Origin of the sequence: Sphingobium salicis subsp. salicis (assembly GCF_049472635.1) — a bacterium.
Lineage (GTDB): Bacteria > Pseudomonadota > Alphaproteobacteria > Sphingomonadales > Sphingomonadaceae > Sphingobium > Sphingobium yanoikuyae_A.
Genome location: NZ_JAYRCS010000001.1, coordinates 4,210,638 through 4,236,741, shown reverse-complemented (window position 1 = coordinate 4,236,741; position 26,104 = coordinate 4,210,638). Strand labels below are relative to the sequence as shown.

Genomic DNA, 26,104 nt, shown 5'->3' with positions numbered 1-26,104 from the left:
GCCAACTCCCCCTCAAACCGTGCGGAACATGCTGCCGTCCTCGCCGTGGCCGAGGCGGGACTTGAAGGTCTGGACCGCATTCGTTTTGAGTTGGTCGTTTCCTTGGAAACCTACATCGAGGCAGACTACGCGCGCGGCCTCCTTTTCCTCGGCAAGGTCGGCGAGAGCGTCGATTATCTCTTTCGAGAGGTTGCGCTCAAGACAGATGAGCAAAGCGCCGTCTGCGATACTATAAACCTTGCTGTTAGCGATGGAGACTTTATTGACCCTTTCTGTAAGTTGAAATCCGTCTTTCAAAAGTAATTCAAAGAGAATAGCGTCGTCCGATGCGTCAACGCCATAAGACGCGTGATCGGCTATGGAGTCTAGCAGATCATTCTGCTCGACTTCCGATTCGACTTCCCATTTAGGAAAAGCTGATTGGCCTAGGTTAAACGCCCTAAAACCAAAATCTGTCTTTTTACTGAGCCCAAGATCAGCGCCATCATTTGCGGGGATACCGCGAACGATCTTTTCCGCCGCCAGTCGAATGCGTTGGCGTGCCAAAGAGGCTAAATTGGAAATCCCGATCGCGCGAGCCTCGCTGCCCTCATCCGTAGGTTCGGGCAACTGGACCAAGATGAATCGTCGCGAACCGCCATCTCGGGCATTCAAATCCATAACCGCCTCGGCAGTGCTCGCCGATCCTGCGAAAAAATCTAGTATAATGTCGGACGACGACGCGTTTGGAGCAATTTGAATGCATCGCTGAATCATCGGAACTGGCTTGGGGAAATCAAATACCTTTTTCCCGCCAAATAAAGCGCGAACATCGCGCGCAGCTTTCTTGTTTCCATCCAGATCGTTCCAGAGCGGAGAAGGTCGTTTCGTTCTGCCATCCGCATAGTATTTTACATAAGGCCACCAGATTTCGGAATCTCCGCGCAATGCCTTCTTCCAAACTATGAAATTGTCATCACGAAGTCGGGAGTAAGTCTCGTATCCAAAGCGCCATCTGCTCTCATACCCTGCTGACGCTATCGGCCATGTCTCTTCGCCGTCCGGATTTATAACCGGGTAAAACAAATTAGGGCGATCCTCCCTTCTGTCATTGGACCCTGTTTTCCGCATCTGGTCGAATGCGTATTTTCCTCTCTCATCTTCGTTTTCGAAGCGGAGTAAGTCCTTGTTCGTGAGAGGTAGACCGCTCAGATCGACTTCAGGGTTTCGGCCATAAACGAGAAGATAATCAAATGAACTTCCCAACCCGCCACTATCCTGACCCGTGGTCTGGCCAGTGGCACGACAAACACTGCCTAGAAAATTTTCAGAACCAAATATCTGATCGCAGAGGGTTTTGAGGTGCGCATGCTCATTGTCGTCGATGCTGATAAAAATTATCCCATCGTCACTCAGGAGATTTCGGGCAATATAAAGCCTAGGAAAAATCATGTTTAGCCAGCGGCTATGAAATCTTCCAGAGGATTCAGAGTTGGTTGAGAAGCGGCGACCTTCATCATCCTTCTGCCCAGTGTATGAAAGGTAAGTTTCAAGCGTCTCTGAATACTTGTCAGGATAAACAAATTCTTTGCCCGTATTGTAAGGGGGGTCGATGTATATAACTTTTACTTTTCCAAAATAAGCCTTCTGTAAAAGTTTCAAAACCTCTAGATTGTCCCCTTCGACGAAGATGTTATCGCTTTCGTCAAAGTTAACGCTCTCCTCTAAGTCAGGCCGCAACGCACCTGTCGCGGGTGCTTGGATCACCTTCATGCATGCGGCCTTTCCCGGCCAAGAAAGCCCGAAGCGTTCAGTCCCCTCATCGACCCATTCGCCTAAAACGCGCCGAAGCTGGCCGAAGTCGATCTTTCCATCGCTGAACGCTTCCGGGAAAAGCTGCATCAATTCGTCCCGCTTGCGGGCGGCAACATCATCAGAGTTGAGATCAAAGGGGTTGGGCTGTTCGTTGGCGGCGTCGGTCATACGATCTCAAAGGTTATCGTGAAAAGGTCACTGGTATAGGTATCTTGTGTGAGTTGCTCGGCCACCCGGTCAAGGAGATGTTCCTTGCGATCTTCAATTTCCTTGGCCTCGCTGTCATAGGCCCGCCAAGCCTCGTCCCGCTTCTTCTCGCATTGCTGCTTGGCGCGCTGAAGCGTGAGTTTGTCCTGTAAGGAGCCTGACAATCGGACCCTTTTTTTCAGATCGGTCAGTTCGTCATCATATTTTCTCAGGTCAGCTTTCAACCCGGTGCGCTTGTCCTCGGCCCAATCGTCAAGCTTGTCCATCTCGGCCTGCAACCAGTCCGCCCGCTGCGCATCGAGCCTGTCGAGAATGGCCGTAAACTGTGTGTCCAATGCGTCGCCGAGGTCGTCTGGGTCGCGCTCGCTCTTGCCGATGTTCACGGGTAGCTCGAAAAGCCGCATCGCTGCCGCAGGGTCAATCGATTGACCGCTATCGGCGACGGCAGCCAGAACAATGTGATCCTGAGCATCAGCCCCTGTGACCGAGAGCAAGCGGGCCGATAGCGTGCCACTCGAACCTACGAAGGGTTTGAGCGCGGCCGCACTGGCTTCCCATCTGCCATAATCGAATATCAGATGCCTGTTGGGGAGGTTTCGGTTTGCGGCCTCATCAAGCAGGTGCTGGGCGAGCGGATGGCCGAGACGATAGCGATGCCCGTCCAAACCCGCCTTGCCGAGAAAGAAGCCGCCGGGCTGCGATGGCCCCACCGGCATTTTGAGCGTAAAGGTCAGGTGATCGTCATCGAATGCGGCGTCACGGCCAAGTTCATATTTGGTCAGCGCCCAGAGCTTGCGCTCATATCGCCCCATATATTCCTTGCTGCGATCGAGATTGACCTTCAGCCGGTCATGCACCTCGGCGTCAAAATGCTCCAGCAAGGTGCGGCGCGTATCCTGCATGGTAGCATCGATTTCCTGCTCCATTTCTGCCCTCAAGGCCTTGAAGCTTTCCTCGATGTCCTCGGCTGTCCGGCAGTTCTGGTAGATATCTGCAATGCGCTTTTCAAAATCGACGCCCGAACCGATCGCGCCCAGCACTTCATCAGATGCACCGAAAACGCCCTCGAAAAGCTGGAATTTTTCTTTTAGAAGCTCATAAACGCGCTGATCTGCGGCATTTTCACGATTGAGGAAGTTGACCACGACGACATCATGTTTCTGTCCATAGCGATGGCAGCGGCCGATTCTTTGCTCTATACGCTGGGGATTCCATGGCAGATCATAATTTACCACCATGGCGCAGAACTGGAGGTTGATGCCTTCCGCCGCCGCTTCGGTCGCGATCATAATCTCCGCTGAGTCGCGGAAATGTTCCACCAAGGCAGCCCGCATATCTGCCGAACGGGAGCCGGTGACCTTGTCGGTGCCGCGATACTTCTCCACCCATGCGTTGTAGATGGCACCGGACTGGGCATCAGCATTCGATCCATTGAAGAGGAGAAGCTTGTCGCCATAGCCATTGGCCGCCAGCAAGCGGACAAGATAGTCCTGCGTCCTGCGGCTTTCGGTGAAAATGATCGCTTTGCGCGCCGAGCCCAGCCCTTGCGCCTTCGCAAAGCCTGCGCGAAGCGCCTTCAGCAGAGCCTCACCCTTCGCATTCTGGGTAATTGCGGTAGCTTCATCAGCGAAGGATCGAAGTTCCTCGATCTCCGAGACGATCGCGTCTCGCTGCTCCTCTGTCAGAAGGTCCGGTTCGAAATCGGCATCATCATCGATGGGCTCCTCCCCCCATTCTTCGCGGGTTTCCCGAAAGCCATCGATCTCCTGATCCACATCGGCGGCAAACACAGATTTGCGGATCAATCGGTCTGTCTTCAGTTGGCGTTCAAGCTTTGCCGCCAGACTATCGAGCATACCTGCAATCGCGAATGTCGACGATGCCAGCAGCTTGCGCATGACGAGCGTCATGAGCGTGCGCTGGGCTGACGGCAGCGCCTGCAATTCACCACGCTGGAGATATTCCGAGACGTCCGCATAAAGCTGACGCTCCGCATCGGAGGGTGTGAACTCCTCGGTCAACGGCACCCGATTGGTGTAAGAGACATATTCTGTCACCTGCCGTCGGAGCGTGCGGTGGCAAAGCGGCGCAAGTCGTTCCTTAAGATTGTCAAAGTTGGCGTCGCTACGCTGCGCATATTGCGCCCGGAAGCTTTTGGCGTCCCCGAACGCGAAATCATCAATGATGCTGACGAGGCCATAAAGCTCCATAAGGGAATTTTGGAGCGGCGTCGCAGTCAGCAGCACCTTCGGCACATTTGCCAGCGCGCCCTTGAGGGCTTTTCCCGTCTTGTTAGAATTTTTATAAACATTCCTGAGTCGATGCGCTTCATCGATGACCGCCAAGTCCCACCGCGTTGTCATGATCTCCTCTTCATATCGGGCGGCAAAGGGATAGGAACATACGATGATGGCATTCTGCTCGAACGGGCGCAGACCATCCGCCGCTAACCGTTTATAGCTGGAAGCTTCCAAGATCGCGGTCGGCAGGAAGAATTTTTCGGCCATTTCCTGCGCCCACTGCTTACGCAAATTCGCTGGCGTAATGACCAAGATACGCCGAGCGCCTTCGCTCCATCGTTGAGAGAGGAGCAGGCCTGCCTCGATCGTCTTTCCCAAGCCGACCTCATCAGCAAGGATCGCCCCCTTTGAAAGAGGAGAATTAAATGCGAAAAGCGCCGCTGCGACCTGATGGGGATTAAGATCGACCTGCGCGTCAAGCAGCGTCCCGGCCAATTTTTCTGCATCGCCTGATGCGTGACGACGACGAAGCTCATGCGCGTAGAGCTTGCTATGGACATCGGTTGGCAAATCGTTCCCCCAATTGCTCGCGATGAGAATAACCTCAATCCGATCAATAGGTAAACATTGCCCTTTCATGGTGGCGACACCATAACGCCGCCAGCGAAGCGCATCTTAATTGCAATTTCACGATCTTTCGCCAGTCTGTTTTGCCGCAAGATTGGGGGATTGCGTGGGGCTGACGCGCGACAGGATCATTGAGGCGTTGAGCAGCGAGCGGGCGCTGACCCTTCAGGGTGCGCCGTTCATGGTATTGGGAGCCGAATGGGCGGACGAGTTCATCGTTCTGTCGATGAAGCCGGGGGCGGCGCGGAAGAAGGTGCCGCTGGACGAAGGGCTTGAAGGCGGGCGCATCCGCTGGGGCCGTGAGCTTGAGTTCGGCGGGATCATCAAGTTCGTCGATGTCGATAATGACCGGGTGGTGGTGCAGCCGCTCGAAGGAGCGGCACCAAAGGAGGGTGAGACGGCATGGGTCTTCCTCAACGACTTCCTCGGCCCGCTCATCGAGATGTGGCAAGGGCCGATGGCGGATCGAGCCGCCAAAGCCCTCAAGCTGTCGAAGGTGGATGTCGATCCCATTCAGGAGATCAGGCTCCTTCCGCCTGAATTCGCGGACCTCCGAAAACGGCAGAGCGAAGCGGTGCAGAACACCGCCTATCGATCCTCCATCGTGATCGGCCCTCCCGGCACCGGCAAGAGCTACACAATCGGGGCCATCGCCGCCTATCTGTTGCGCCGATTTCCCAAGGCCCGCATCCTTGTCGTCGGGCCGACCAATGTCGCCGTTGATACGGCGATCCTCTCGATCGACGATTGGCTACAGCGGATCGGCAGTCATGATCTTGCGGCGCAAGTGAAGCGGATCGGCGCGCACTTCGACCCACGCAAATATGTCGATCGACCACATTTGCTGGCATCCGGGATTGCCGAGAAGGTCAACGAGTATCTCGTGCTCGAAGCCTCCGAACCGCCCAAGGCAAGAATAGTCGATTATGTGCAATGGAAGGGCCGGATGGATGCCGCCCGCCGGAATCTGAGCGCGGATATTGAAACGACTGCCGCCTCGGCCCGTGTCGTTGGTGTTACAGTTGCGACGGCGGTGCGCTGGCATCACTGCCTACAAAATCCACGCTTCCCTTTTGTGCTGTGCGACGAGGCCTCTCAGGTGCTTGGCCCCGTAGCGATGATGATGGCCGCGCTAGGCGCGCAGACTATTTTCGCGGGTGATCCTCAGCAGCTTTCGCCAATCGCCCGATCGGATAACGCTGCTGTTCGCGGAGCCCTCACCCGCACCGCCTTCGACGTCTTCGCGCATGTAAAAACCGCGCGGCTGAATGAACAATCGCGCATGACGCAAGCCATCTGCCACATCGTCGGCACAACATTCTACGGCGGCGATCTGCTGGTCTGTAAAAAGGCCAACAGTGATGAGGGCTGGCGGACGAACCGCTCGCCCTTCTTTGTCAATGGGCGAGAGGTGCCGAGGGTGTGCTTCGATCCGGTGGGTGAAGAAGCGACATTTTCCCAAAGATATGGCGGCTTCATCAGGTTCGAGTCCGCCAACCTCGTCCTCACCGCGCTGGATGAACTTGCAGGTTCCTATGTCGACCCAAAGGACATCGTGGTCCTCGCGCCCTATCGGGCGCAAGTTGCACTGCTGCGGTCAATGCTCCGTCGCAATCATAGTCAGATTAGCGTCAGCACCGTTCATCGTGCCCAAGGCAGCGAGCGGACATTGGTGATATTTGACCCGGTCGACGCATCGAGCACCTTTTTCCACGGCGCGGAAGGCGACCGGCTGATCAATGTCGCGATATCACGCGCAAAAGCGCATGTTGTGATCCCCTACCATGCCAATGATCTTCGCAAGCCCGCAATGAAGCAGATGCACGATATCGCCAAGCAACTGTGGCAGACCGCTGGAGATTACGCTGAACCATTCACTTTCAGATAGATATCATCCAAGGGAGTGCAGCGTTGCGATGCGGCGTTCTGCCTCCTGCTCTATTTGCGCTATGCGATGACACACAAGGCGATCGCGCATATCTGCCGACAGATGCCGGGGATCGCTTTCCGGATGCACAGGAGCGGTCAGCACCTTCCATATCAAGATCGCGCCTTCATCATCGAAGTATGGGAGATCGTCGCATCCGCCATATCCAAAGGACCAAGTGCTGAAGTTTCCTGATGAATTTTCCTTTTTCATCGAGTATTTATGCCCTCGTCCCAATCCGATCGAGGAGAAGCCGCATGACAATATGAACCCGATTTGAAGGGAGATATTGTTATGAAGTCCATCGCACCGGTTTCGGGATGGATGCTGGATCGCATTGCGCTGCTGGATCAGGCAAAGCCGGGATTCGCAGGCCATTATCTTCGCGCGAGCGATGAGCGGCGACAGGTCACTGCCGCATTTTTCGCTGTGGTGGAGTTGGGCGTAGCCGCATTGAATGAGGCGGCTGAGTTCCTGATGGACGCCGATCATCGGTCTATCCTTCGTCGCGCTTTCGGCATTGCGCCTCGGGGTCTTCGGGCGGCTTTGGGGCGGAGCGGCTCGCAGCCGCACGAGCCTGCCTATTATCGTCAACTGTTTGACCTGCTGTCGAAAGGGACCCGCCATCTCGTCGAGGCAACTTGGCGGTCCGCCATTCTCAATCCTGACCGGCTTGCCATCATCACTGGCTGCCCTGTTGATCTTTGTGACGCCCGCATCCTCGATAAGATGAAGGATCACAAGCATGCCACTGACGTGGCCCTTTCCGTTGATCTGTTGAGTCGCCGTGGCGTCGATCGTCCGACGCTTGTAGAGGCATTGCGCCGGGCTGATAGTATCAATGATGCGATCAAGCGATGGTCGATGCAGATGGCGTTCCCGCCGGGACCAATTCCTGCGGCCAATGGATATCGGCCTATCCGCTCCGGAGTCGAGCTTGCCGAAATTGCTCGAAAGTATCGCAATTGCTCAAGGGGCTATTTTTCTTCGGCAATGGCCGGAGGACACGCCTTTGGGGAATTCCGCTACGAAGGAGAGGAGGTGCTCATTAGCTTTGACAAGACCGATGGTATGTGGATCGTGGACGGCGTTTATGGCTACCGTAATCTTTCTGTGGATGTGAGCGTTTCGCGCGCGGCTTATGCGTTTGCCGCCCGGTTTGGTGTCCCGGATCGCCGTCCCGATCGCAGTGACAAGGCTGTCGAAGCACTGCGGCGGTTGGGGCGCTTCCATGGTGATTGGGGGCTTTGATGCTCGCAATCGAAGGAATGCGGCCGTTCACTGAGGCCTTCACTTCATGGTTCGCCACCGCTGGTCTTGACGACCTCGTGGCATTTGAGCCCTGTGCCGACCGGGATACCGTGGACATCTCATTCTTGATCGGCGGGCGCGCAATGCAGGGATACGCGCACCCTTCCGGGATCAGCATTGCCGCCATGCTCGGTGAAGAATGTTGGGACTTTTTGTTCGACGAGGATGTGGTGCCGGTAAACGATGGAGCGGCATGGTTTTGCTCCCTTTGTGAGCCAAATGATCGTCGCCTTTTTCTTTCTATCGAGGCGCTTTGGGTTAGCCATCTGTTCGAGCCGTTGCGCAGGTGGATCAATGAGCAACTGCGTCCAGCCACCGCGCTGGAATACCATCGAGTCGACGGCGCAACGTGGGTGCGCCTGACCAATGAACCCAAGAAGGCGAGCGCAACAGCGACAACGTTGGTTGCTTTGACAGCCATGCGAACGTAGCCGTCACCCACCGAGGACGTAGGGCCGTAGCCCTACGCCGTTCGACCGAATTATCACCGCTTTCGCAAACGGTTGACTGCCTCGACAGTTGGCAGCCAAGCAATGATCTCCGCCTCTTGCCGCCCGTTTTTGAACGCCAGAATCCGGTCGCGCGCGATCGTAGCCTTGATCAACAGCGGCTGCCCTTTCGAGCGATAGCGGTTCATGCAGAGAAATCCCGCAGCAACTTGCTGATCAAGCGACCAAGACATGCCGTCCATGTTGTGCTTGTAGCATCCACGATAGATTGTCACGCGATCAGGTAAATCCGCCAAGGCGGCACGCTCGTTGGTCGTCATCATGTGGTCTCGCCATGCCAGTGGGGTCCGCACCAATTGCAGGAATGGGGTCAGCGAGCAGAGGTGAGGGACGTGATAGGAGATGTTGTCGCAGACTTCCCAAATCTCGCCCAAAACTGAAAACCATTCCTCCGGTTTCATCTGCGACGAAATATCAATAAGTGTTCGCAGGCGATCGTAGGAATTACCTCTGCCAAACATTATCGACCTCGCCTCGTCCAGATCGATGTGCTCCTTCTCTTCGTTGTCAAGATTATCGCCAAACATGGGCTCGGTGTTCTTGCCGTTGTATGCGCCTTCCGTGTTTCGCGATTGATTATAATTGTGCACGATCATTTATACTCCGTCGGCGGATATTGCCGATCATCCAAGGCTACTGACCTCGACCTTCCCGCCGCAATATTCACGTGCGACCATCATCGAGCAGCCCCTCCAACTCGCAGATTTCCGCCATTTCCGCTGATTGATCTCGATTCCCAGCCCGCAACTTTAACAACAAGGCTGGTTCGGCATTATGATCGGCGTTGACGATGATCCTGCCATCACGCTGCCTGCCGTCATGATGGCTGGGATACCTTGGATTCCCGTGCTCTATGGCTGTGCCGATCGGTCGCGATGCCATGATCATCACGATACCAACGCCCCAACTATGGGGATCGCAACATCAAGATCAGATGCATTTTTGTATCAGATTTTTCCGATCCGCTTTTGTGGTCATCGACGTGGATCACGGTCATCCCGATGCGGCAGCACTGTCCGAAGTGTCACCGTCTCGCTGATCGCGAACGGGCAAAATAGTGCCCTTTGCTTATAATATATAGAGATCGGGGCACTAATGCCCCCGCAAAGCGCAGCGCCCCCGGCGGGCCCCCCCGGTGGTCATGTGACACTTCGGACTGTCGATCTGATCCCAACTCCAGCACGAACATGCCGGGCCATCACATCGGCCGCGCCTGTGGCCGAGGGGTTCTCTGGGCGGATGATGTCGCGGGGATGATCGATAACTTCCCAGTCCCGATCTGCCATTCCATAAACCCGACTGTCGGAGCCCCTCCGAAGTCAGCCATTTCCGCCACTTCATCGACGCCGATTTTTGCGCTCCATATTCAGTCTCAATGGAATGGCTCGGAAAGGCGTCAGGTAACCTGACAAAAGCGCTGAGGGTCAAAACCCGATCAAAACCGAAGAGGGGTAGACCACGTTGCTTTCGAGGGCTTTCTCCGGCGCGGCGGCCCCGTTCTCCCCGTTCCGATCAAAACCCGATCAAAACTTTGCCCGGTCACCGCAGCCGCAGCCGGTCGATCTGATCAACCTCGGCCTTCCGCAGCCTATACCCCGGTTTCGACAGCGGCCGAAACGGATGGAGCGATGCCGTGGTGACGTCCCACCATTCTCGCCAGTCGTAGCCGACATCGAGATATTGGATACGTGCCCGGATCGACAGAACCTCGCCGATATGCCGGTCAATCTGGCCGCGATTATCCATCTCGCGGATCACCAGATCGCCCACCCTCAGATCGTGCAGATCATGCTCCATACGCCCTCCCACCAACGACATGGAATTATCATCGATCAGGAGAAATATCGAAGTTTTTGAAGTAGTTGATTGATTGCTGACTTCATGAGAATCTCCAGACCATGAAGCGTGTGGCGATCTATACCAGAGTCTCAACCAACGATGGCCAGACCGTCGAGAACCAGCTGCGCGAACTCAACATGGCGGCCGAACGTATGGGCTGGACCATCGTCGCCCACCATAGTGATGAAGGCATATCTGGTGCGAAAGGACGGGAGAAGCGTCCCGGTCTCGACGCCCTCCTGAAAGGCATTGCTCGCCGTGAATACGATATGGTGGCGGCGTGGTCGGTCTGCCGTCTCGGCCGATCCCTCCAGCATCTCGTCGGAATGCTCGGTGACATGACCGCACGCGGCGTCGATCTCTATCTCCATGTGCAGGCCCTCGATACCAGCACGCCGTCAGGGCGGGCCATGTTCGGGATGTTGGGAGTCTTCGCCGAGTTCGAGCGGGCGATGATCAGCGAACGGGTCCGGGCAGGCATTGCTCGATCGGGAAAGAAGGGCGGCCGTCCGCCGGTTGACCCGGTCAAGGTCGACAAGATCAAGCGCGCCCTGATCAGAGGTGTCAGCATCAACGAAACGGCGCGGAAGCATCGGGTCGGCGTTGCTACGGTCCACCGGATCAAGGTCTCGATGGCCGAACCGATCGCCGCTTAACCATCGGCGACCACGATCGCCGCTGACGCTGTCGAACCACCCTCACTTCATCAACATCGTCACCATGGAGATCGAGCATGACATCACGCTCCGATGACGCCCCTTCGTCCGCACCAGATCGGCCCGACGATCATGACGGGGGTGCGGTTCCTCTTCTGGGACTCACATCGCCAAACACCGATACCGTTGATCTCGATGGAGAAAATATGGTCCCGATCGAGGACTCGAACTTCGATGCCCGGCGCTCTCCTCTTCTGGGCACCATTTTCCTTCGGTGAGGAAGGAAGCAAAAACCGCCGGAAACGGCGGTTTTTTTGTGCCTGTCGCAGGTCGAACCGCTGTCGATCCGATGGTCAGGTCATGCCGTCCAAAAAAACGCCGCCCGGTCCATGATGGACAGGACGGCGCCTATATCTTTGCGATGCAGCCAGCCTCAGCTGCCGTTCGGGCCGCCGCCTGGACCGGCGCCACCGGCGGAGCCGGCGCCCATGGCCCCCACGGCACCGATATTGCCGAAAATCTCGTCGAACAGGCTGCGATGGCGGCCCAGCGTCGGGGTCTTGTCGCCGGTCGGCGAGATGTGCGCGACCTGCTCCAGGCCCATGCGATCGACCGCGACGACATTGCCGGCCGGGTCGAACCGGACATGCAGGACGGTCTGCGACACCGGCTTGGGATTGGAGAAGGCGAGCGAGCGCATGTCGCGCGACACATAATACCAGTCCTGTTCGCCGAACTGGGCGACGAAGCTGGGACGGCCCAGCGTGCCTTCGACCGAGGCACGGTTGTCGATGCCGGGCTGGACGGAGTCCACCAGCAGCTTGTCGACCTGATAGCCCTGATGCGTGCGGATGCGGGTACAGCCCGATGCGCTGATCACGATCGCGCCGAGGCCCAGAGCCAGCAGGAAACGCCCGCGGCGGGACTGGCGGCTAAACTTGCGCATGGTCTTCTCCTGCGGGGACGGGCCCGCGAACCCAAGAAACAGAAAGCCGCCATTGCATCGGGCGGCCCAGCGATCAATATGGAAATGCGCAGGCCCCGGCAAGGGGCGCACGCGCCCGCGAAGCCCGCTGGCCCACATTCCATCACGAAAAGACGGCAACCCATGTCCCAATCCCGTCCTTCCTTCCTCCAGCGCCTGCTGGGCCGCAATGATCCGAAGGCGGGCCTGATGCCGCTTTATCATGCGGTGGTGGCCGAAGGGCGGCAGCCGCACTGGTATCTGCAAGGCGGTGTGCCCGATACGCTGGACGGCCGTTTCGACATGATCGTCGCGATATTGGCGCAGGTGCTGATCCGGCTGGAAGCGCTGGGCGCGAAGCAGGACAGCGTGTGGCTGACCGAGCTGTTCGTCGACGATATGGACGGCCAGCTGCGCCAGGAAGGGATTGGCGATGTCGTCGTGGGCAAGCATATCGGCCGGATGATGAGCGCGCTGGGCGGGCGACTGGCGGCCTATCGTGCGGCCTTGACGGCGGAGGGTGATCTGGAGGATGCGCTGCGCCGAAACCTGTATCGCGGTGATGCCCCGTCCGCAGATGCCCTGGCCCATGTCGAGGGCGCGCTGCGCGCGCGCTGGACAAGGCTGGCCTGCCTGACCCGCGACGCCTTGCTGGCTGGAGACCTTGGATGAGCGACATGATCGAATTTTCGCGCCCCGTGCGCGCCGACCAGCTGGGCAAGCTGGGTGACAGCCTGGTGACCATCAGCGCCGATGAGGGCGAGCGCGCCGCGCTGATGCGCCGTTTTGCGCTGCTGGCGCTCGACCGGCTGGAGGCGGATTATCGGCTGAGCGCGGAGGGCAGCACGATCCTGGCACGCGGCCGGGTCCGCGCCGCCCTGGCCCAGCCCTGCGTCGCTACCGGCCTGCCGGTGCCCGAGACGATCGACACCGATTTCCTGCTGCGCTTCGTGCCCGAGAGTGGCGACCTGCCCGAGGGCGAGGAGCTGGAGCTGGACGCGGAGGATTGCGACACGATCGGCTATGACGGCAATGTCATCGACATGGGCGAGGCGGTGGCCGAGACGGTGGCGCTGGCGATGGAGCCCTATCCGCGCGCGCCGGAGGCCGACAGCTATCTGCGCGAGGCCGGGGTGCTGACCGAGGATCAGGCCAGCCCCTTTGCCGCGCTGCTGGCCATGGCCAAGGATGAAAAGGGCAAGAAAAAGGGCTGACACGCCCGACTGTTTCCCTTTCGTTCCCATGGTGGCATAAGGCCGGCCATGGACGCCCCGCCGCCCGCGCTGCGCAAGATCATCCATATCGACATGGACGCCTTTTATGCGTCGGTCGAACAGCGTGACGATCCCGGCCTGCGCGGCAAGGCGATCGCCGTGGGTGGTGGCGGTCCGCGCGGCGTGGTCGCCACCTGCAGCTATGAAGCGCGCAAGTTCGGCGTGCGATCGGCGATGCCGGGTGCAAGAGCGCGGCGATTATGCCCCGAGCTGCTGTTCGTGAAGCCGCGGTTCGAGGTCTATCGCAGCGTATCTGCCCAGATCCGCGCGATCTTCGCGCGCTTCACCGACATGATCCAACCGCTCTCGCTCGATGAGGCCTATCTGGACGTGACGCAGAACAAGCCGGGCATCGCGTCGGCGACGCAGGTGGCGCAGGAAATCCGGCGGCTGATCCAGGAGGAAACGGGCCTCACCGCATCGGCGGGCGTGTCCTATAACAAGCTGATCGCCAAGCTGGCGTCGGACCAGAACAAGCCCGACGGGCTGTGCGTGGTGCGGCCGGCGGAAGGCGCCGACTTCATGGCGCGCATGCCGGTGCGGCGGATTCACGGCATCGGCCCGGTTACCGCCGAACGGATGCACAAATTGGGGATCGAGACCGGCGCCGACCTGCGCGATCGCGACTTGCCCTTCCTCCAGACCCATTTCGGCAGCAGCGCGCTCTTCTATTATCGCGCCGCGCGGGGTGAGGACGACCGGCCGGTGTATGAGCGACAGGAGCGCAAGTCGGTCAGCGTCGAGGATACCTTCTTCGAGGATCTTCTCGCCGAGGAGGCGCTGCTGCACGAGATCGAGCGGATCGCGCAAAGCCTGTGGGCCCGGATCGAGAAGGCGCAGGCCTATGGCCGGACCGTTGTGCTGAAGGTGAAGTTCGCCGATTTCCGCATCATCACCCGGTCGCGCAGCTTTGCCGCGCCGGTCCGGTCGGTCGAACAATTGGTGGACGCTGGCCGTGCGCTGCTGAAGGCGCAATTGCCGCTGCGCATGGGGGCCCGGCTGCTGGGCCTGGGCGTCCATAATCTGGAAGGCGAGGGGGAAGCGGGGGAGAGCGACGGCGAGGGCGCCCAGCTCTCCCTGCTATGACCGTCAGAAGGGCAGCCAGGTCCGCTTTTCGCTGAACTTCATATAGCCGGCATTGACACCGAGGCGGTAACCGACGCCCAGGCGGATCGGGATCAGCACCACGCTGCCCCAGCGCAGATAGCTGGCGGTGAAACCACCGACCAGATAGGCGGTGCCTTCGGCCGCCGGAAAGCGATGGTAGAGATCCTGGCTGTCATAAAGATTATAGACCAGGACGAAGGTGTTGGCGGCATTGCCGCCGACGTCGAAGCCGATCGACGGGCCGGTCCAATAGACTTCGCGCTTGCCCTCGATCTTGTGATTGAGCGTGCCCGAACCATAGCGCAGGCCGACCACGAAGGCGCCCGACGCCTCGCGCCCGGAAATATAGGCATTGGGCTGGCCCTGGTCCTTGAGGATCTTCTCGATGATGCCGGCCAGGCCCTCGGCCCCCTTGCCGAACACGCCTTCGGCGGCGCCGATCAGATCATCTTCCTGATAGGATTCGCCCGGGGCCATCGCGGCCGGCGGCGAATTGGACGTTACGGGCGCGCCGGTGGCGGTGGCACCGCCGACAGCGGGGGCGGCATTATAAGTGCCGGAATCGGTCGAGGTGGCTGGCGGCGGCAGGCTGGAGTCGACGCCGGGATCGGTCGGCGTGCTGTTCTGGACTGGCGGCGGCGCAAGATCGGAATCGATCGCCGTGTTGGGATCGACCGTGCGAATCTGCGCGCTGGCGACCGGCGCCAGCAGGAGCCCGCCGAGTGCCGCCATCAGGGCACCCACCCGTGCGAAGCGGGCGCCCGTGCGCCCCATGCTGCCGATCATTACCCGATACTCCCCGAAGCCCGCGCTTGAAAACATTGGACAGATTATCCGTCGCCAAGCTGAAACGACAATGAACGAACGCCCACCGGAGTCGATTCTAAGCCAGATTGAATCCGATTGTGCAAATCGGCATGAAAAATCGCGCATTTGGACCGTTGCCATGGATCAAAGCCGTCGCTATAGCCCGTCGCCTAGCCACTGCCTCCCGGTTTCCGGTAGGCAAATTCGTGCGGAGACGTGGGTGAGTGGCTGAAACCAGCGGTTTGCTAAACCGTCGTAGCCTTAAGGGGCTACCGAGGGTTCGAATCCCTCCGTCTCCGCCACCTTTCCCTTGATGATGATCCGGCCGCTCAGGCCGCAACATCGGCCTTCGAACGGCCGGTTGGCATCGTCGCATGCACAAAGCGTCGAAAACGCCCCATTAACCGCACTTTTAAGCGCAATCGGACGCTTGGGGGCGATGGACCTTGGCTTTCGTGCGAGCTATGCAATGCGCGCCAACAACAAAGGAAAGTCTATTCCATGAACAACAGCGACCTCGCCGACAGCCTGGCTTCGGCCAACAACATCACCAAGGCCGATGCTCGCAAGCTGGTCGATGGCGTGTTCGCCGCGATCGCCGATGCTGCCGCGAAGGGCGAAGAAGTTTCGCTCAACGGCTTCGGCAAGTTCAAGGTCAAGGACACGCCCGCCCGCGAAGGCCGCAACCCTTCGACCGGTGCGACCATCCAGATCGCTGCCGCCAAGAAGCTGACCTTCACCCCCGCCAAGGCGGTCAAGGACAAGCTGAACGGCTGAGGAACTGGCCCGGTGCCCGCCTGATGGCGCGGCGCCGGGCTTATTCTGCCGGCATCCTCCGGTCCCGCACGGATGGATCGCCCCAACCCCCATTATCCTTGGGCGAAAAACTAAAGGGTTACGCCGCGCTTCCAGATACCGATGGCGCGTTCGTCATTCACCTCGTTCCGGGCCGGCGCACCGCTGGCAATCGCGACGATATGCGCCAGCAGCGCATCGGCCGCGGCATCCATCCCTTCCTGCAGGACGCGTCCGGCGTCGAAATCGATCCAGCCCGGCTTGCGATCGGCCAGCGCGCTGTTCGACGCGATCTTGACCGTCGGCACCGGACTGCCAAGCGGCGTGCCCCGACCGGTCGAGAACAAGGTCAGGGTTGCGCCAGCCGCCGCCAGCGCTGTCGTCGACACGGCATCATTGCCAGGGCCTTCCAATATGGTGAGGCCGGTGCGGCTGATCCGGTCGCCATAGTCGATCACGTCCGTGACGATGGCGATCCCGCCCTTCTGCACCGCGCCCAGCGATTTTTCCTCCAGCGTGGTGATGCCGCCGGCAATATTGCCGGGACTGGGATTTTCCGACACCGGCTCGCCATGGTCGAGGAAATAGCGCTTGAAGCGATTGACCACCTGCGTCAGCCGATCGAACACCGCCTCATTCTCGGCACGCTGCATCAACAGTGTCTCGGCACCAAAAATCTCCGGGATTTCGGTCAGGATCGCGCAGCCTTGCGCCTGGGCCACGGCATCGGCCATGCGACCGATCAGCGGATTGGCGGTGAGGCCGCTCATCGCATCGGAGCCACCGCATTTCACCCCCAGGCGCAACGCCGAAAGCGGCACATCCTGTCGCTGATCCGCGCTGGCGAGATCGATCAGTTCGGCGAGCGCCGTCATGCCAGCCTCGAACTCATCACTTTCGCTCTGTGCGCGGACGGTGCGCAGCCGATCACGGCGATCGGGTGGAATGCGCGACAGCAGCGCATCAAGCTGGTTGGATTCGCAGCCCAGCCCGAGCAGCAACACCCCGCCGGCATTGGGATTGAGCGCCAGAGAGGCGAGGATCGCGGCCGTGCCATCCAGATCGGCGCCGAGTTGCGAGCAACCAAAGGGGTGATTGAAGGCATGGACGCCATCGATGCGCCCCTCCGCCAGCGCCGCCCCCTTCATCGCCAGCCGCTCACCCAGCCGGCCGACACAGCCCACGGTCGGGAGAATCCAGATCTCGTTGCGCGTGCCGACACTGCCGTCGGGACGGACATAGCCGCGGAAATGCGGGACGGGTCGGTCCGTCGGGGATAGCGGCTGCGGCTGCGCGCCGGTGAAGCGATAGGCCAGCTCGCCCGAAAGCGCGGTGTGGAGATTATGGCTGTGGACATGCTCGCCGGCCAGGATCGCCCGCGTCGCCAGGCCGATCGGCGCGCGATAGCGGCGGACCGGCGCGCCGGCCGGAATCTCATGAAGCGCGAACTTGTGCCCGGCCGGGACCGCATCGCGCAACGGCACATCGACCATGCCGACCCGCACGGTCTGCCCTGCCTCCACCGGGTGTAGCGCGACGGCGACATCATCTTCGGGCGCGACCTGAAGGGCCAGCAGCGGGGCGGTTTCGGCAAGGATCGACATGGGTTTGGAATAGGCCATTGCCAGCGTTGGCACAAGGCGGTAACCGGCGGACAAGGAGATCGCCATGCATCCGCTTACCCTGTCGCCCGACCGCCTGTTCCCCGCCGATCCCACGACCCGTTCGATCGCCCGCGCGCTCTATGCCGAGATCGCCAACCTGCCGATCATCAGCCCGCATGGCCATACCGACCCGGCCTGGTTCGCCACCAATGCCCCCTGGTCCAACCCGACCGAACTGCTGCTGGCGCCCGACCATTATCTGTTCCGCATGCTCTATTCGCAGGGCATCGCGCTGGACGATCTGGGCGTGCCGCATCGTGGCGGCCTGCCCGATACCGATCCGCGCGCGGCATGGCGCCTGTTCGCCAGCCATTATCATCTGTTCCGGGGCACCCCGTCGAGCATGTGGCTGGACCATGTCTTTGCCGAAGTGTTCGGGCTGGACATGGCGCTGGACGCACAAAGCGCCGACCAGGTCTATGATGCGATCAATGCGGCACTGGCCACCGACGCCTTCCGTCCGCGCGCGCTGTTCGAACGATTCAATATCGAATTGCTGGCGACGACCGAAGGCGCGGACGACGATCTGCGCCATCATCAGGCGATCCGGGAATCCGGCTGGCAGGGTCGGGTGGTCACCACCTATCGCCCGGATTCGGTGATCGATCCCGAGCATGAGGAATTTCGCGACGCGCTGGTCCGCTTCGGCAACATGACCGGCGAGGATGTCGAAAGCTGGAAGGGTTATCTGGCGGCCCATGCCAAGCGGCGCGCCGATTTCCGCGCCATGGGGGCGACCGCGACCGACCATGGCTTTGCGACGCCGCGCACCGCCAATCTGTCGACCGTGGAATGCGAGACGCTGTTCGCGAAGATCGTCGGCGGCACGGCCGATGCCGACGATGCCGAGCTGTTCCGCGCCCAGATGCTGACCGAAATGGCCAAGATGAGCCAGGCGGACGGCATGGTGATGCAGATCCATCCCGGTTCCTGCCGCAACCATAATGCCGCGCTGTTCCACAGCCATGGTCGCGACAAGGGCGCCGACATCCCGATGCGCACCGACTATGTCGGTGCCCTCAAGCCGATGCTGGACGTGGTCGGCAATGACGCCAACCTGACCATCATCCTCTTCACCCTGGACGAGACCACCTATGCCCGCGAACTGGCGCCGCTGGCGGGCCATTATCCCTGCCTGCGGCTGGGCCCGGCCTGGTGGTTCCATGACAGCCCGGAAGGGATGCGCCGCTTCCGCGAGATGACGACGGAGACCGCCGGATTCTACAATACGGTTGGGTTCAACGACGACACCCGTGCCTTCCTGTCGATCCCGGCGCGGCATGATGTCGCCCGCCGCATCGATTGCGCCTTCCTGGCGCGACTGGTCGCCGAACATCGGCTGGCCGACTGGGAAGCGGCCGAGCTGGTGCAGGAACTGACCGTCGGGCTGGTGCGCCGCGCCTATCGGGTCTGATCGGTCAGGCTGGGGCGGGACCGCTCGATTCCGCCTCCACCAGGCGCAGCGGCGGGGGCAGTTCGGCGGTCACGGCCTGCCCCTCGATCCGGTCGATCAGCTGCTGGGTCGCGATCCGCGCCATATCGCCAAAGGGGCGCCAGATGGTGGTGAGCGCCGGCGACACGACATGCGACAACAGGCTGCCGTCGAAGCCGACGACGGACAGCGACTGCGGAACGGCAACGCCCTTGATTCCCGCGCATTTGAGGACGCCGGCAGCCATGACGTCATTGGCGGCGAAGATCGCCGTGGGCACAGTTGGCAGCGACAGGAAGCGCTCGGCGGCGGCAAGGCCCGACTGGAAGCCATAATCGCCCTCCGCCTCGTCCAGCAAAGTGACACCGGCGGCGGCGAGCGCCTCGACAAAGCCCGCCCGGCGCTCCTGCGCGGAAATGGCGTTGGCCGGGCCGCCGACCATCGCGATGCGGCGATGGCCAAGATCGAGGAGATAGCGCGCCACCTGTGCGGCCGCCTCGCGCTCGGGCGACAGGATCACATCGGCATAGCCGCTGATCGGCAGGGCCGACAGGGCAACGGCGGGAATATGCTCGCGTGCCAGCGCTTCGGGCAGGCCGGCAATGCCCGATACCGGCGGCAGCACCACCAGACCGTCGGTGCGCGAGCGACGGACGAATTGCAGCACATCCTCGACCGAGGCAGCGGCATCCATCGGCGTGGGATGGACCACCAGTTCATAGCCGCGCCGGCCCGCTTCGCCGACGATGCCGCGCTGCACGGCGTCGAGCACCAGCGCGTTGCGATCATTATGGACCATGCCGATCAGGAAGGAGCGGCCCATGGCGAAGGCGCGGGCGCGCATGGAAGGACGGAAATTGAGCGCCGCAATCGCCTGCTGGACGCGCTCGCGAGTTTCCGCATTGACCTTGGACGACTGATTGAGAACCCGTGATACCGTTCGGATCGAGACGCCCACCGCAGCGGCGACATCGGCAATGGTGGAATCGCTTCCCTGCGGGCTGTCCTTTGTTGATCGCATCTTTGCGGCTAGCCACAGGGGGAGGGAAATCGCAACCTGTTTGGGCTAACGCCCTTCCAATGGATTCCCTTCTCCCCATCGGCACCGTCGCATGATCAACGCACGTTTCGGCACATTTCGAGGTCTGGTGCGTCTGGTCCTGTCCTATCCGCAGCTCGCGCTGGGGCGATCGGCCACGCGGCGCCCCGACCCGGCCGAAGTGCGTCGGCTGGTCTTCGTCTGCCAGGGCAATATCTGTCGCAGCGCCTTTGCCGATGTGGTGGCCCGCAAGGCCGGCGCCCGCACGGCCTCCTTCGGCCTGTCGACCACCACCGGACGACCCGCGCATGATCCGGCAATCGCGGCGGCGCAGGCCCTGGGCCACGACCTGTCCGCCCACAAGGCGCTCGACAGGACGGATTATCAGCCACAGCCGGGCGACCTGCTGCTGGCGATGGAAGTGCGCCAACTGCATCGGCTGGCTGCCGATTCGCGCCTGTCGCACCTGCCGCGCCAGTTGCTCGGCACATGGACACAACCGATGATGCCGCATCTGCACGATCCCTATGGCCTGGACGATCGCTACATGGCGCATTGCCTGCAGCGGATCGAGCAGGCGGTGACGGCGCTGGTCAGGACTTATCCCGGCGCAACGCCTTCCTGACGATCTGCCCCAGATCGCGCAGCAACGGCCGGGGATCGCTGAAGCTGAAGACATAATAGCGCATGCGCGGGTCGAGGAATCCGAGCAGGTAGGTCGCGAGGTCTCGCCATGGGCTGGCCCGAAAGAAGGGATCGGCGATCTTGCCGCCCATCAGCAATCGCAGCAGGCGCTTCGTCTCCGGCACCATGTAGCGGGCGCGCAGCGTATCGCGGGGCAGGGGCGCCGCATCCGTTTCACCCAGCACCGCCCGGCGATAGGCTTCCCAGGCGAAATGGGCATGGCAATGGCCGGCCAGCGGCAGGCTACCCCAGAAACGGCCGTTCACCTCCATCAGCCAATAATGACCGCTGCCTGCATCATAGCGATATTCGACCATGGCCGGCCCCTGCCAGCCAAGCGCGCGCAGCAATTGTTCGGACAATGCCATCTGTTGCCCATGGCGATCGCGCGGTTCGGCACGGCACAGGGTCGATACGCCCCCTTCGGGCGGCCATTCGTGCAGGCGGCGATGCTGGAAATGCAGGGTCGCATCACCATCGGCCATGAACAGCATCTGCCCGAGGCCAACACCGCTGCAATATTGCTGAATCATCGGCCAGATGCCGACCGGACGATAGCGGGCGAGCAATGCCTGCAACGCATCCGGCGTCCGCACATATTCCGCCTTGATCCATTCCAGCCCGGCCCGTTCGAGCAACGGCATGACCGCCGGCGGATTGGCCCATTTGGCGACCAGCGGATAGGGCATGGATGCGGCATGGGCCTGGAAATCGTCACCCGCCATCGGCTGCCAGGTTTGCGGTATCAACAGGCCCTGCGCCGCCGCGGCCGCCAGGGTGCGGCGCTTGTCGATCACCTGGTTGAGCGCTTCGGCGCGCGGAACCAATATATGGCAATCGCCGATCATCGGCGGCAGCAGCGCCAGATCGAGCAGATCGGTCTCCGAAATGGCGAAGACGGCGCGGGCCCCGGTCCGGGCGATCAGGTCGGGCAGCCAATCGGCCGCTGCGCCTGACGGCCGATCGGTGCTGTCCGTGCAATAGCGCGATGCCGCCGCGATCCCGCTTGCCGGCCCGACGCCATGGACCGGCACGCCATGGCGGCCGAGTTCCCGGACGATGGTCAGGCTGATCGCATTTTCCAGGCCGATGACGATCGCGCAGGGCAGGCGGCTCACGCAGGCACCAGCCGATGTTCGTAGCGCCAGGTCGCCCAGGCCTGTTGCGCGATACGCAGGCCGGTGCGCAGCCGGCTGGGCGGCACGCGGGTCAGGGCGCGCGCCGGGGCATCGGCCAGGGTCGAGGAAAGATCGTGAAAGCCGGCAGGGTGTATATCCGGCGTCGCGGCGGCAGTCCGGCACAATTGCTCGAACCGGCGCATCACCGTGCGGTTCGGGCGCATCCGGTCGCGCGAGAGCATTTCGAAACTATGGGTGACGATGACGAAGGCATCATGACATTCCTGCGCGGCGTGACGCATGCCGGCGCGCATTTCGGCGGCCGACATGGCGCAGATCTGTGCCGGGCGGAAATGGCCGGGGCGGTCAGCGATCCCCGACACGGGCAGTTCGACCAGCCCCTGGGCGCGAACCGCGCCGATCTGGCCGGCGTCCATGCTGATGCCGCATCCCTGGCCGAGATAGGCCGGATTGACGCTGCTGTCCCAGCCGATGCCGATCGCCGCCAGCGCCCGCAACGTGTCATCATTGGCGCCGAAATTGCCGGCCCGGAACGCGCTGATCCGCGGGGCGCCCGCCTGTTCCAGCAGGTCGCGGCCAAGGTCGAGGAGGGTGATCTGGTCAGCCAGGCTGAAATCGCCGATATTGCGGCCCTGCCGCCCTTCGATCGGCGAATCTTTGACCCAGGCCAGCCATTCGCTGTGCAGATGGAGTTGCACTTCATGCCCGCGCCCGACAATGGCCGCGACGATGGGCTGGAGAAAGGCGGGACCGTGGATCAATGCGGGCAGGGGATCGAGGAAGAAGACGCCCTTGAGGCCATGGCGGTCCATCAGGTCCATCTGCCAGCCGATGCCGAAAGCACCGACCGCCGTCTCGCCCCAGATCGACTGGCGCAGATTCTGCTCAAGACCGACGCCGCGCTGGTGCAACGCTGCCGACAATTCGGTGTCGATGGTGATGAGCAGCGCAGTCATGATCAGTCCGATGCGGAATGGGGACGATGATAGACGGCAGACGTTAAGGAGCCGTGATGTTTCTGACCCATATATGGATCATTACGGCCTTTTAACGAGCTTTACCCCTTTTTTCTTGCCCTCTTGCCCGATCAGACGGCGTCGCGCCGCCTGTTCCTCATGCGAGCAGGGAAAATTCGCCATAATTGCCCTGGAAGAACAGCAGCGGCCGGTCGGGCCGTTCCACTTCCAGCGCGACCACTTCGCCCAGCACGATATAATGATCGCCGGCCTCATGCACGGCATGCAGGCTGCAATCGATCCAGGCGACGACATTGTCGATGATGGGCGATCCATTGTCGGATACGCGGTGCGACACGCCGGCGAACTTGTCGGGACCTGGTGCGGCCAGCTGGCGGCAGAGCGGCTGCTGATCGCTGGCGAGGACATTGACGCAGAAGCGGCCAATCTGCTGGATGCGCGGCCAGCTGCCCGAGCTTTTGGCGGGGAAGAAGGCGACCAGCGGCGGATCGAGCGACACCGAGGTGAAGGAGCCGACCACCATGCCGACCGGGGCGCCATCCTCGCCCGACCCGGTAACGACGCACACGCCGGTCGGATAATGGCCCAGGACGCGGCGGAAGGTGGCACTGTCGATCATGGTTGCGCTGTTCATGCCATGGTCTTCCAGCAGACGATGGCGCAAGGCAAGCGAAACCGGTCAGAAACCAACCGGTCGTAGCGGATAGGGGCGGGGCTGGTGCCCCGCCACGATCATCAGAGCGCGATGCCGCCGGCGGCCAGCACGGCCAGCGTCAGCAGTTCGGACGCATTGGACGACATGGTCGCGATCTGCACCGACTTTTCCATGCCGACCAGCACTGGCCCGATCATCGACGTGCCGCCCAGTTCGCGCAGCAGCTTGGCCGAGATGTTGGCCGACTGCAGCCCCGGCATGACCAGCACATTGGCCGGGCCGGACAGACGGCTGAACGGATAATTCTTCATCACGGTCGGATTGAGCGCCGCATCCGGCGTCATTTCGCCTTCATATTCGAAATCGACGTCGCGCTGGTCGAGCAGCTTCACCGCGTCGCGCACATTGTCGAGGAAGGCCCCGGGTGGATTGCCGAAATTGGAATAGGAGAGGAAAGCGACGCGCGGGTCATGGCCCATGCGGCGCGCAACCGCGACCGTCCCCTCGGCAATGTCGGCCAGTTCGGACGCCGAAGGCCGTTCATGGACGGTGGTATCGGCCAGGAAGACGGTCTTGTCCTTGGTCACCATGACATGGATGCCGAAGGGCGTGCAGCCCGCAGCCGGATCCATCACCCGCTTCACCTCGCGCAGGGTCTGGCCATAGGGCCGGGTGACGCCGCTGATCATCGCATCGGCCACGCCCATCTTCACCAGCAGCGATCCGAAGATGTTGCGATCGCGGTTGACCATCCGCTCGCAGTCGCGACGCAGATAGCCGCGCCGCTGCAACCGGGCATAGAGAAGATCGACCATTTCGGGCACCAGCGGCGAATTGACGCTGTTGTGCAGTTCGAAGCTGTCGGGATCCCGGACGCCCAGTTCCTTGAGCTTGTCGCGCACATGGTCGCGGCCGACCAGCACGGGAATACCATAGCCCAGTTCGCGGAACTGGATCGCGGCGCGCAGCACCACTTCCTCTTCCGCCTCGGCAAAGACGACCCGCTTGGGATTGGCCTTGGCGAGTTCATAGGCGCTGGTGAGAACCGAGGTGGTCGGGTTGAGCCGCGCCTTGAGCGAGTCGCGATAGGCGGCCATGTCGGCGATCGGCTTCTGTGCGACGCCGGTATCCATCGCCGCCTGGGCGACGGCGGCCGGAACCACTTCCATCAGGCGCGGATCGAACGGCGCAGGGATGATATAGTCCGGGCCGAAGCTGTGCGAACGGCCATAGGCCTTGGCCACTTCCTCTGGCACCTGTTCACGCGCCAGATCGGCAATCGCCTTGGCGGCGGCCAGCTTCATCGCCTCGTTGATGCCGGTCGCCCGCACGTCGAGCGCACCGCGGAAGATGAAGGGGAAGGCCAGGACATTGTTGACCTGGTTGGGGAAGTCCGACCGGCCGGTGGCGACGATCGCGTCGGGGCGAACCGCATGGGCGTCAGGCGGCAGGATTTCCGGATCGGGATTGGCCATGGCGAAGATGATCGGATTGGCCGCCATCGACTTGACCATATCCTGCGACATGGCGCCGGCGACCGAAAGGCCCAGGAACACGTCGGCGCCCTTGACCGCTTCAGTGAGGGTCCGCGCGTCGGTCTTCACCGCATGGGCCGACTTCCACTGGTTCATGCCCTCGGCGCGGCCCTGATAGATGACGCCCTTGCTGTCGCACATGATGACGTTTTCGTTCGGGACGCCCAGCGCCTTGATCAACTCGGTGCAGGAAATGGAGGCGGCACCCGCGCCATTCACCACCACCTTCATGTCCTTCATGTCGCGACCGGTCAGCAGCGCGGCATTGATGACGCCGGCTGCCGCGATGATCGCGGTGCCATGCTGGTCGTCATGGAAGACCGGAATGTTCATCCGCTCCTTGAGCGTCGTTTCGATGACGAAGCATTCGGGCGCCTTGATGTCTTCCAAGTTGATGCCGCCGAAGCTCGGCTCCATCAGTTCGACCGCGTCGATGAAGCGATCGACATCCTCGGTCTTCAGCTCGATGTCGATGGAATCGACATCGGCGAAGCGCTTGAAGAGGACGGCCTTGCCCTCCATCACCGGCTTGGACGCAAGCGCGCCGAGATTTCCCAAGCCCAGGATCGCCGTGCCGTTGGAGATGACCGCGACCAGATTGCCCTTGGCGGTATAATCATAGGCGGTCGCCGGATCTTCAGCGATCGCGCGCACCGGCACCGCGACGCCGGGCGAATAAGCGAGCGAGAGATCGCGCTGCGTCGCCATCGGCTTCGACGCGATGATCTCGATCTTGCCGGGGCGGCCGGTCGCGTGGAAGAACAGCGCCTCGCGCTCGGAAAATTCCACATTTGACTTTTCGGTCATCGCGACACCCACATAATGGAACAATAGCGCCGCCCTAGCGGTAAGATTATCTTGTGGGCAAGTGCGAGAAGCGCAATTTTCCTGCCCTTTGGCGAAGCTCTGGTTTCAGCCGAGC

24 protein-coding genes and 1 tRNA gene are annotated in these 26,104 nt (G+C 61.2%); 11 read left to right on the top strand and 14 right to left on the bottom strand.

Going from position 1 to position 26,104, the window contains the following annotated elements; all coding sequences use genetic code 11:
- Nucleotides 1-12: 12 nt before the first annotated feature.
- Nucleotides 13-1,962 (bottom strand): site-specific DNA-methyltransferase, encoded by a 1,950-nt coding sequence (locus VHN57_RS20465; RefSeq protein ID WP_423285113.1) that lies wholly within the window; start codon nucleotides 1,960-1,962, stop codon nucleotides 13-15.
- Nucleotides 1,959-4,880 (bottom strand): SNF2-related protein, encoded by a 2,922-nt coding sequence (locus tag VHN57_RS20460; protein WP_423285111.1) that lies wholly within the window; start codon nucleotides 4,878-4,880, stop codon nucleotides 1,959-1,961. The genes VHN57_RS20465 and VHN57_RS20460 overlap by 4 nt, the downstream gene beginning before the upstream one ends.
- Before the next feature lie 94 nt (nucleotides 4,881-4,974).
- Between VHN57_RS20460 and VHN57_RS20455 the strand changes: the two genes are divergently transcribed.
- A complete protein-coding gene (locus VHN57_RS20455; protein WP_423285109.1) occupies nucleotides 4,975-6,756 on the top strand; it encodes a DEAD/DEAH box helicase in 1,782 nt (593 codons plus the stop codon).
- Between the two features lie 3 nt (nucleotides 6,757-6,759).
- Here the strand turns inward: VHN57_RS20455 and VHN57_RS20450 are convergent, their stop codons facing one another.
- A complete protein-coding gene (locus VHN57_RS20450; RefSeq protein WP_423285107.1) occupies nucleotides 6,760-7,008 on the bottom strand; it encodes a hypothetical protein in 249 nt (82 codons plus the stop codon).
- Nucleotides 7,009-7,089: 81 nt separating this feature from the next.
- Between VHN57_RS20450 and VHN57_RS20445 the strand changes: the two genes are divergently transcribed.
- Nucleotides 7,090-8,046 (top strand): hypothetical protein, encoded by a 957-nt coding sequence (locus VHN57_RS20445; protein WP_423285105.1) that lies wholly within the window; start codon nucleotides 7,090-7,092, stop codon nucleotides 8,044-8,046.
- Nucleotides 8,046-8,537: a hypothetical protein gene (locus tag VHN57_RS20440; RefSeq protein ID WP_423285103.1), complete on the top strand. Its 492-nt coding sequence runs from the start codon at nucleotides 8,046-8,048 to the stop codon at nucleotides 8,535-8,537. Before VHN57_RS20445 ends, VHN57_RS20440 begins: the two co-directional genes overlap by 1 nt.
- A gap of 53 nt (nucleotides 8,538-8,590) precedes the next feature.
- On the opposite strand, the gene VHN57_RS20435 is transcribed toward VHN57_RS20440, so the two are convergent.
- From VHN57_RS20435 to VHN57_RS20425, 3 genes are all read right to left on the bottom strand, one after another.
- A complete protein-coding gene (locus VHN57_RS20435) occupies nucleotides 8,591-9,211 on the bottom strand; it encodes a hypothetical protein (protein WP_423285101.1) in 621 nt (206 codons plus the stop codon).
- A 67-nt stretch (nucleotides 9,212-9,278) separates the two neighbouring features.
- Complete coding sequence (locus VHN57_RS20430; RefSeq protein ID WP_423285099.1) at nucleotides 9,279-9,506, bottom strand: hypothetical protein; 228 nt, start codon at nucleotides 9,504-9,506, stop codon at nucleotides 9,279-9,281.
- A 648-nt stretch (nucleotides 9,507-10,154) separates the two neighbouring features.
- Complete coding sequence (locus tag VHN57_RS20425; protein ID WP_423285097.1) at nucleotides 10,155-10,433, bottom strand: hypothetical protein; 279 nt, start codon at nucleotides 10,431-10,433, stop codon at nucleotides 10,155-10,157.
- Nucleotides 10,434-10,513: 80 nt separating this feature from the next.
- On the opposite strand from VHN57_RS20425, the gene VHN57_RS20420 reads away from it, so the two are divergent.
- A complete protein-coding gene (locus VHN57_RS20420; RefSeq protein WP_423285095.1) occupies nucleotides 10,514-11,110 on the top strand; it encodes a recombinase family protein in 597 nt (198 codons plus the stop codon).
- 433 nt (nucleotides 11,111-11,543) lie between these two features.
- Here the strand turns inward: VHN57_RS20420 and VHN57_RS20415 are convergent, their stop codons facing one another.
- Nucleotides 11,544-12,056 carry an outer membrane protein assembly factor BamE gene (locus VHN57_RS20415; protein WP_004209273.1) on the bottom strand — a complete coding sequence of 171 codons (513 nt, stop codon included), beginning with the start codon at nucleotides 12,054-12,056 and terminating at the stop codon, nucleotides 11,544-11,546.
- 162 nt (nucleotides 12,057-12,218) lie between these two features.
- On the opposite strand from VHN57_RS20415, the gene VHN57_RS20410 reads away from it, so the two are divergent.
- Genes VHN57_RS20410 through dinB form a run of 3 tightly spaced genes read left to right on the top strand, consistent with a single transcriptional unit; the run spans nucleotide 12,219 to nucleotide 14,434 of the window.
- Nucleotides 12,219-12,746 (top strand): ubiquinol-cytochrome C chaperone family protein, encoded by a 528-nt coding sequence (locus VHN57_RS20410; protein WP_423285093.1) that lies wholly within the window; start codon nucleotides 12,219-12,221, stop codon nucleotides 12,744-12,746.
- Nucleotides 12,743-13,288, top strand: a complete 546-nt coding sequence (locus VHN57_RS20405; protein ID WP_004209271.1) for a YceD family protein — start codon at nucleotides 12,743-12,745, stop codon at nucleotides 13,286-13,288. Before VHN57_RS20410 ends, VHN57_RS20405 begins: the two co-directional genes overlap by 4 nt.
- Nucleotides 13,289-13,336: 48 nt before the next feature.
- Entirely contained in the window at nucleotides 13,337-14,434 is a 1,098-nt protein-coding gene (gene dinB / locus VHN57_RS20400) for a DNA polymerase IV (RefSeq protein WP_284112814.1), read from the top strand.
- Nucleotides 14,435-14,437: 3 nt separating this feature from the next.
- On the opposite strand, the gene VHN57_RS20395 is transcribed toward dinB, so the two are convergent.
- Entirely contained in the window at nucleotides 14,438-15,241 is an 804-nt protein-coding gene (locus VHN57_RS20395; RefSeq protein ID WP_004209269.1) for a DUF1134 domain-containing protein, read from the bottom strand.
- 231 nt (nucleotides 15,242-15,472) lie between these two features.
- Here VHN57_RS20395 and VHN57_RS20390 point away from each other — a divergent pair.
- Together VHN57_RS20390 and VHN57_RS20385 are read left to right on the top strand one after the other, a co-directional pair.
- A tRNA-Ser gene (locus VHN57_RS20390) sits at nucleotides 15,473-15,564 on the top strand.
- A gap of 199 nt (nucleotides 15,565-15,763) precedes the next feature.
- The gene (locus VHN57_RS20385; protein ID WP_017499409.1) at nucleotides 15,764-16,039 is read left to right on the top strand and encodes an HU family DNA-binding protein; all 276 of its coding nucleotides are present in this window, start codon (nucleotides 15,764-15,766) and stop codon (nucleotides 16,037-16,039) included.
- A 110-nt stretch (nucleotides 16,040-16,149) separates the two neighbouring features.
- On the opposite strand, the gene VHN57_RS20380 is transcribed toward VHN57_RS20385, so the two are convergent.
- Nucleotides 16,150-17,679: a UxaA family hydrolase gene (locus tag VHN57_RS20380; protein ID WP_423286071.1), complete on the bottom strand. Its 1,530-nt coding sequence runs from the start codon at nucleotides 17,677-17,679 to the stop codon at nucleotides 16,150-16,152.
- Between the two features lie 46 nt (nucleotides 17,680-17,725).
- On the opposite strand from VHN57_RS20380, the gene uxaC reads away from it, so the two are divergent.
- Nucleotides 17,726-19,135 carry a glucuronate isomerase gene (gene uxaC, locus VHN57_RS20375; RefSeq protein WP_284112816.1) on the top strand — a complete coding sequence of 470 codons (1,410 nt, stop codon included), beginning with the start codon at nucleotides 17,726-17,728 and terminating at the stop codon, nucleotides 19,133-19,135.
- A gap of 4 nt (nucleotides 19,136-19,139) precedes the next feature.
- Here uxaC and VHN57_RS20370 read toward each other — a convergent pair whose 3' ends face one another.
- Nucleotides 19,140-20,174 (bottom strand): LacI family DNA-binding transcriptional regulator, encoded by a 1,035-nt coding sequence (locus VHN57_RS20370; RefSeq protein WP_423285089.1) that lies wholly within the window; start codon nucleotides 20,172-20,174, stop codon nucleotides 19,140-19,142.
- Between the two features lie 91 nt (nucleotides 20,175-20,265).
- On the opposite strand from VHN57_RS20370, the gene VHN57_RS20365 reads away from it, so the two are divergent.
- Complete coding sequence (locus VHN57_RS20365; RefSeq protein ID WP_284112818.1) at nucleotides 20,266-20,817, top strand: arsenate reductase/protein-tyrosine-phosphatase family protein; 552 nt, start codon at nucleotides 20,266-20,268, stop codon at nucleotides 20,815-20,817.
- Here VHN57_RS20365 and VHN57_RS20360 read toward each other — a convergent pair.
- The 4 genes from VHN57_RS20360 to VHN57_RS20345 all read right to left on the bottom strand — a co-directional run bounded on the left by VHN57_RS20360 (nucleotide 20,786) and on the right by VHN57_RS20345 (nucleotide 25,989).
- Nucleotides 20,786-21,994 (bottom strand): carboxylate--amine ligase, encoded by a 1,209-nt coding sequence (locus tag VHN57_RS20360; RefSeq protein ID WP_423285087.1) that lies wholly within the window; start codon nucleotides 21,992-21,994, stop codon nucleotides 20,786-20,788. The genes VHN57_RS20365 and VHN57_RS20360 overlap by 32 nt on opposite strands.
- Nucleotides 21,991-22,971 carry a polysaccharide deacetylase family protein gene (locus tag VHN57_RS20355; RefSeq protein ID WP_423285085.1) on the bottom strand — a complete coding sequence of 327 codons (981 nt, stop codon included), beginning with the start codon at nucleotides 22,969-22,971 and terminating at the stop codon, nucleotides 21,991-21,993. Before VHN57_RS20355 ends, VHN57_RS20360 begins: the two co-directional genes overlap by 4 nt.
- Before the next feature lie 157 nt (nucleotides 22,972-23,128).
- Nucleotides 23,129-23,626 carry a flavin reductase family protein gene (locus tag VHN57_RS20350; RefSeq protein WP_423285083.1) on the bottom strand — a complete coding sequence of 166 codons (498 nt, stop codon included), beginning with the start codon at nucleotides 23,624-23,626 and terminating at the stop codon, nucleotides 23,129-23,131.
- 101 nt (nucleotides 23,627-23,727) lie between these two features.
- On the bottom strand, nucleotides 23,728-25,989 hold the full coding sequence (locus VHN57_RS20345; protein WP_423285081.1) for an NADP-dependent malic enzyme: 2,262 nt from the start codon (nucleotides 25,987-25,989) through the stop codon (nucleotides 23,728-23,730).
- Between the last annotated feature and the right edge of the window lie 115 nt (nucleotides 25,990-26,104).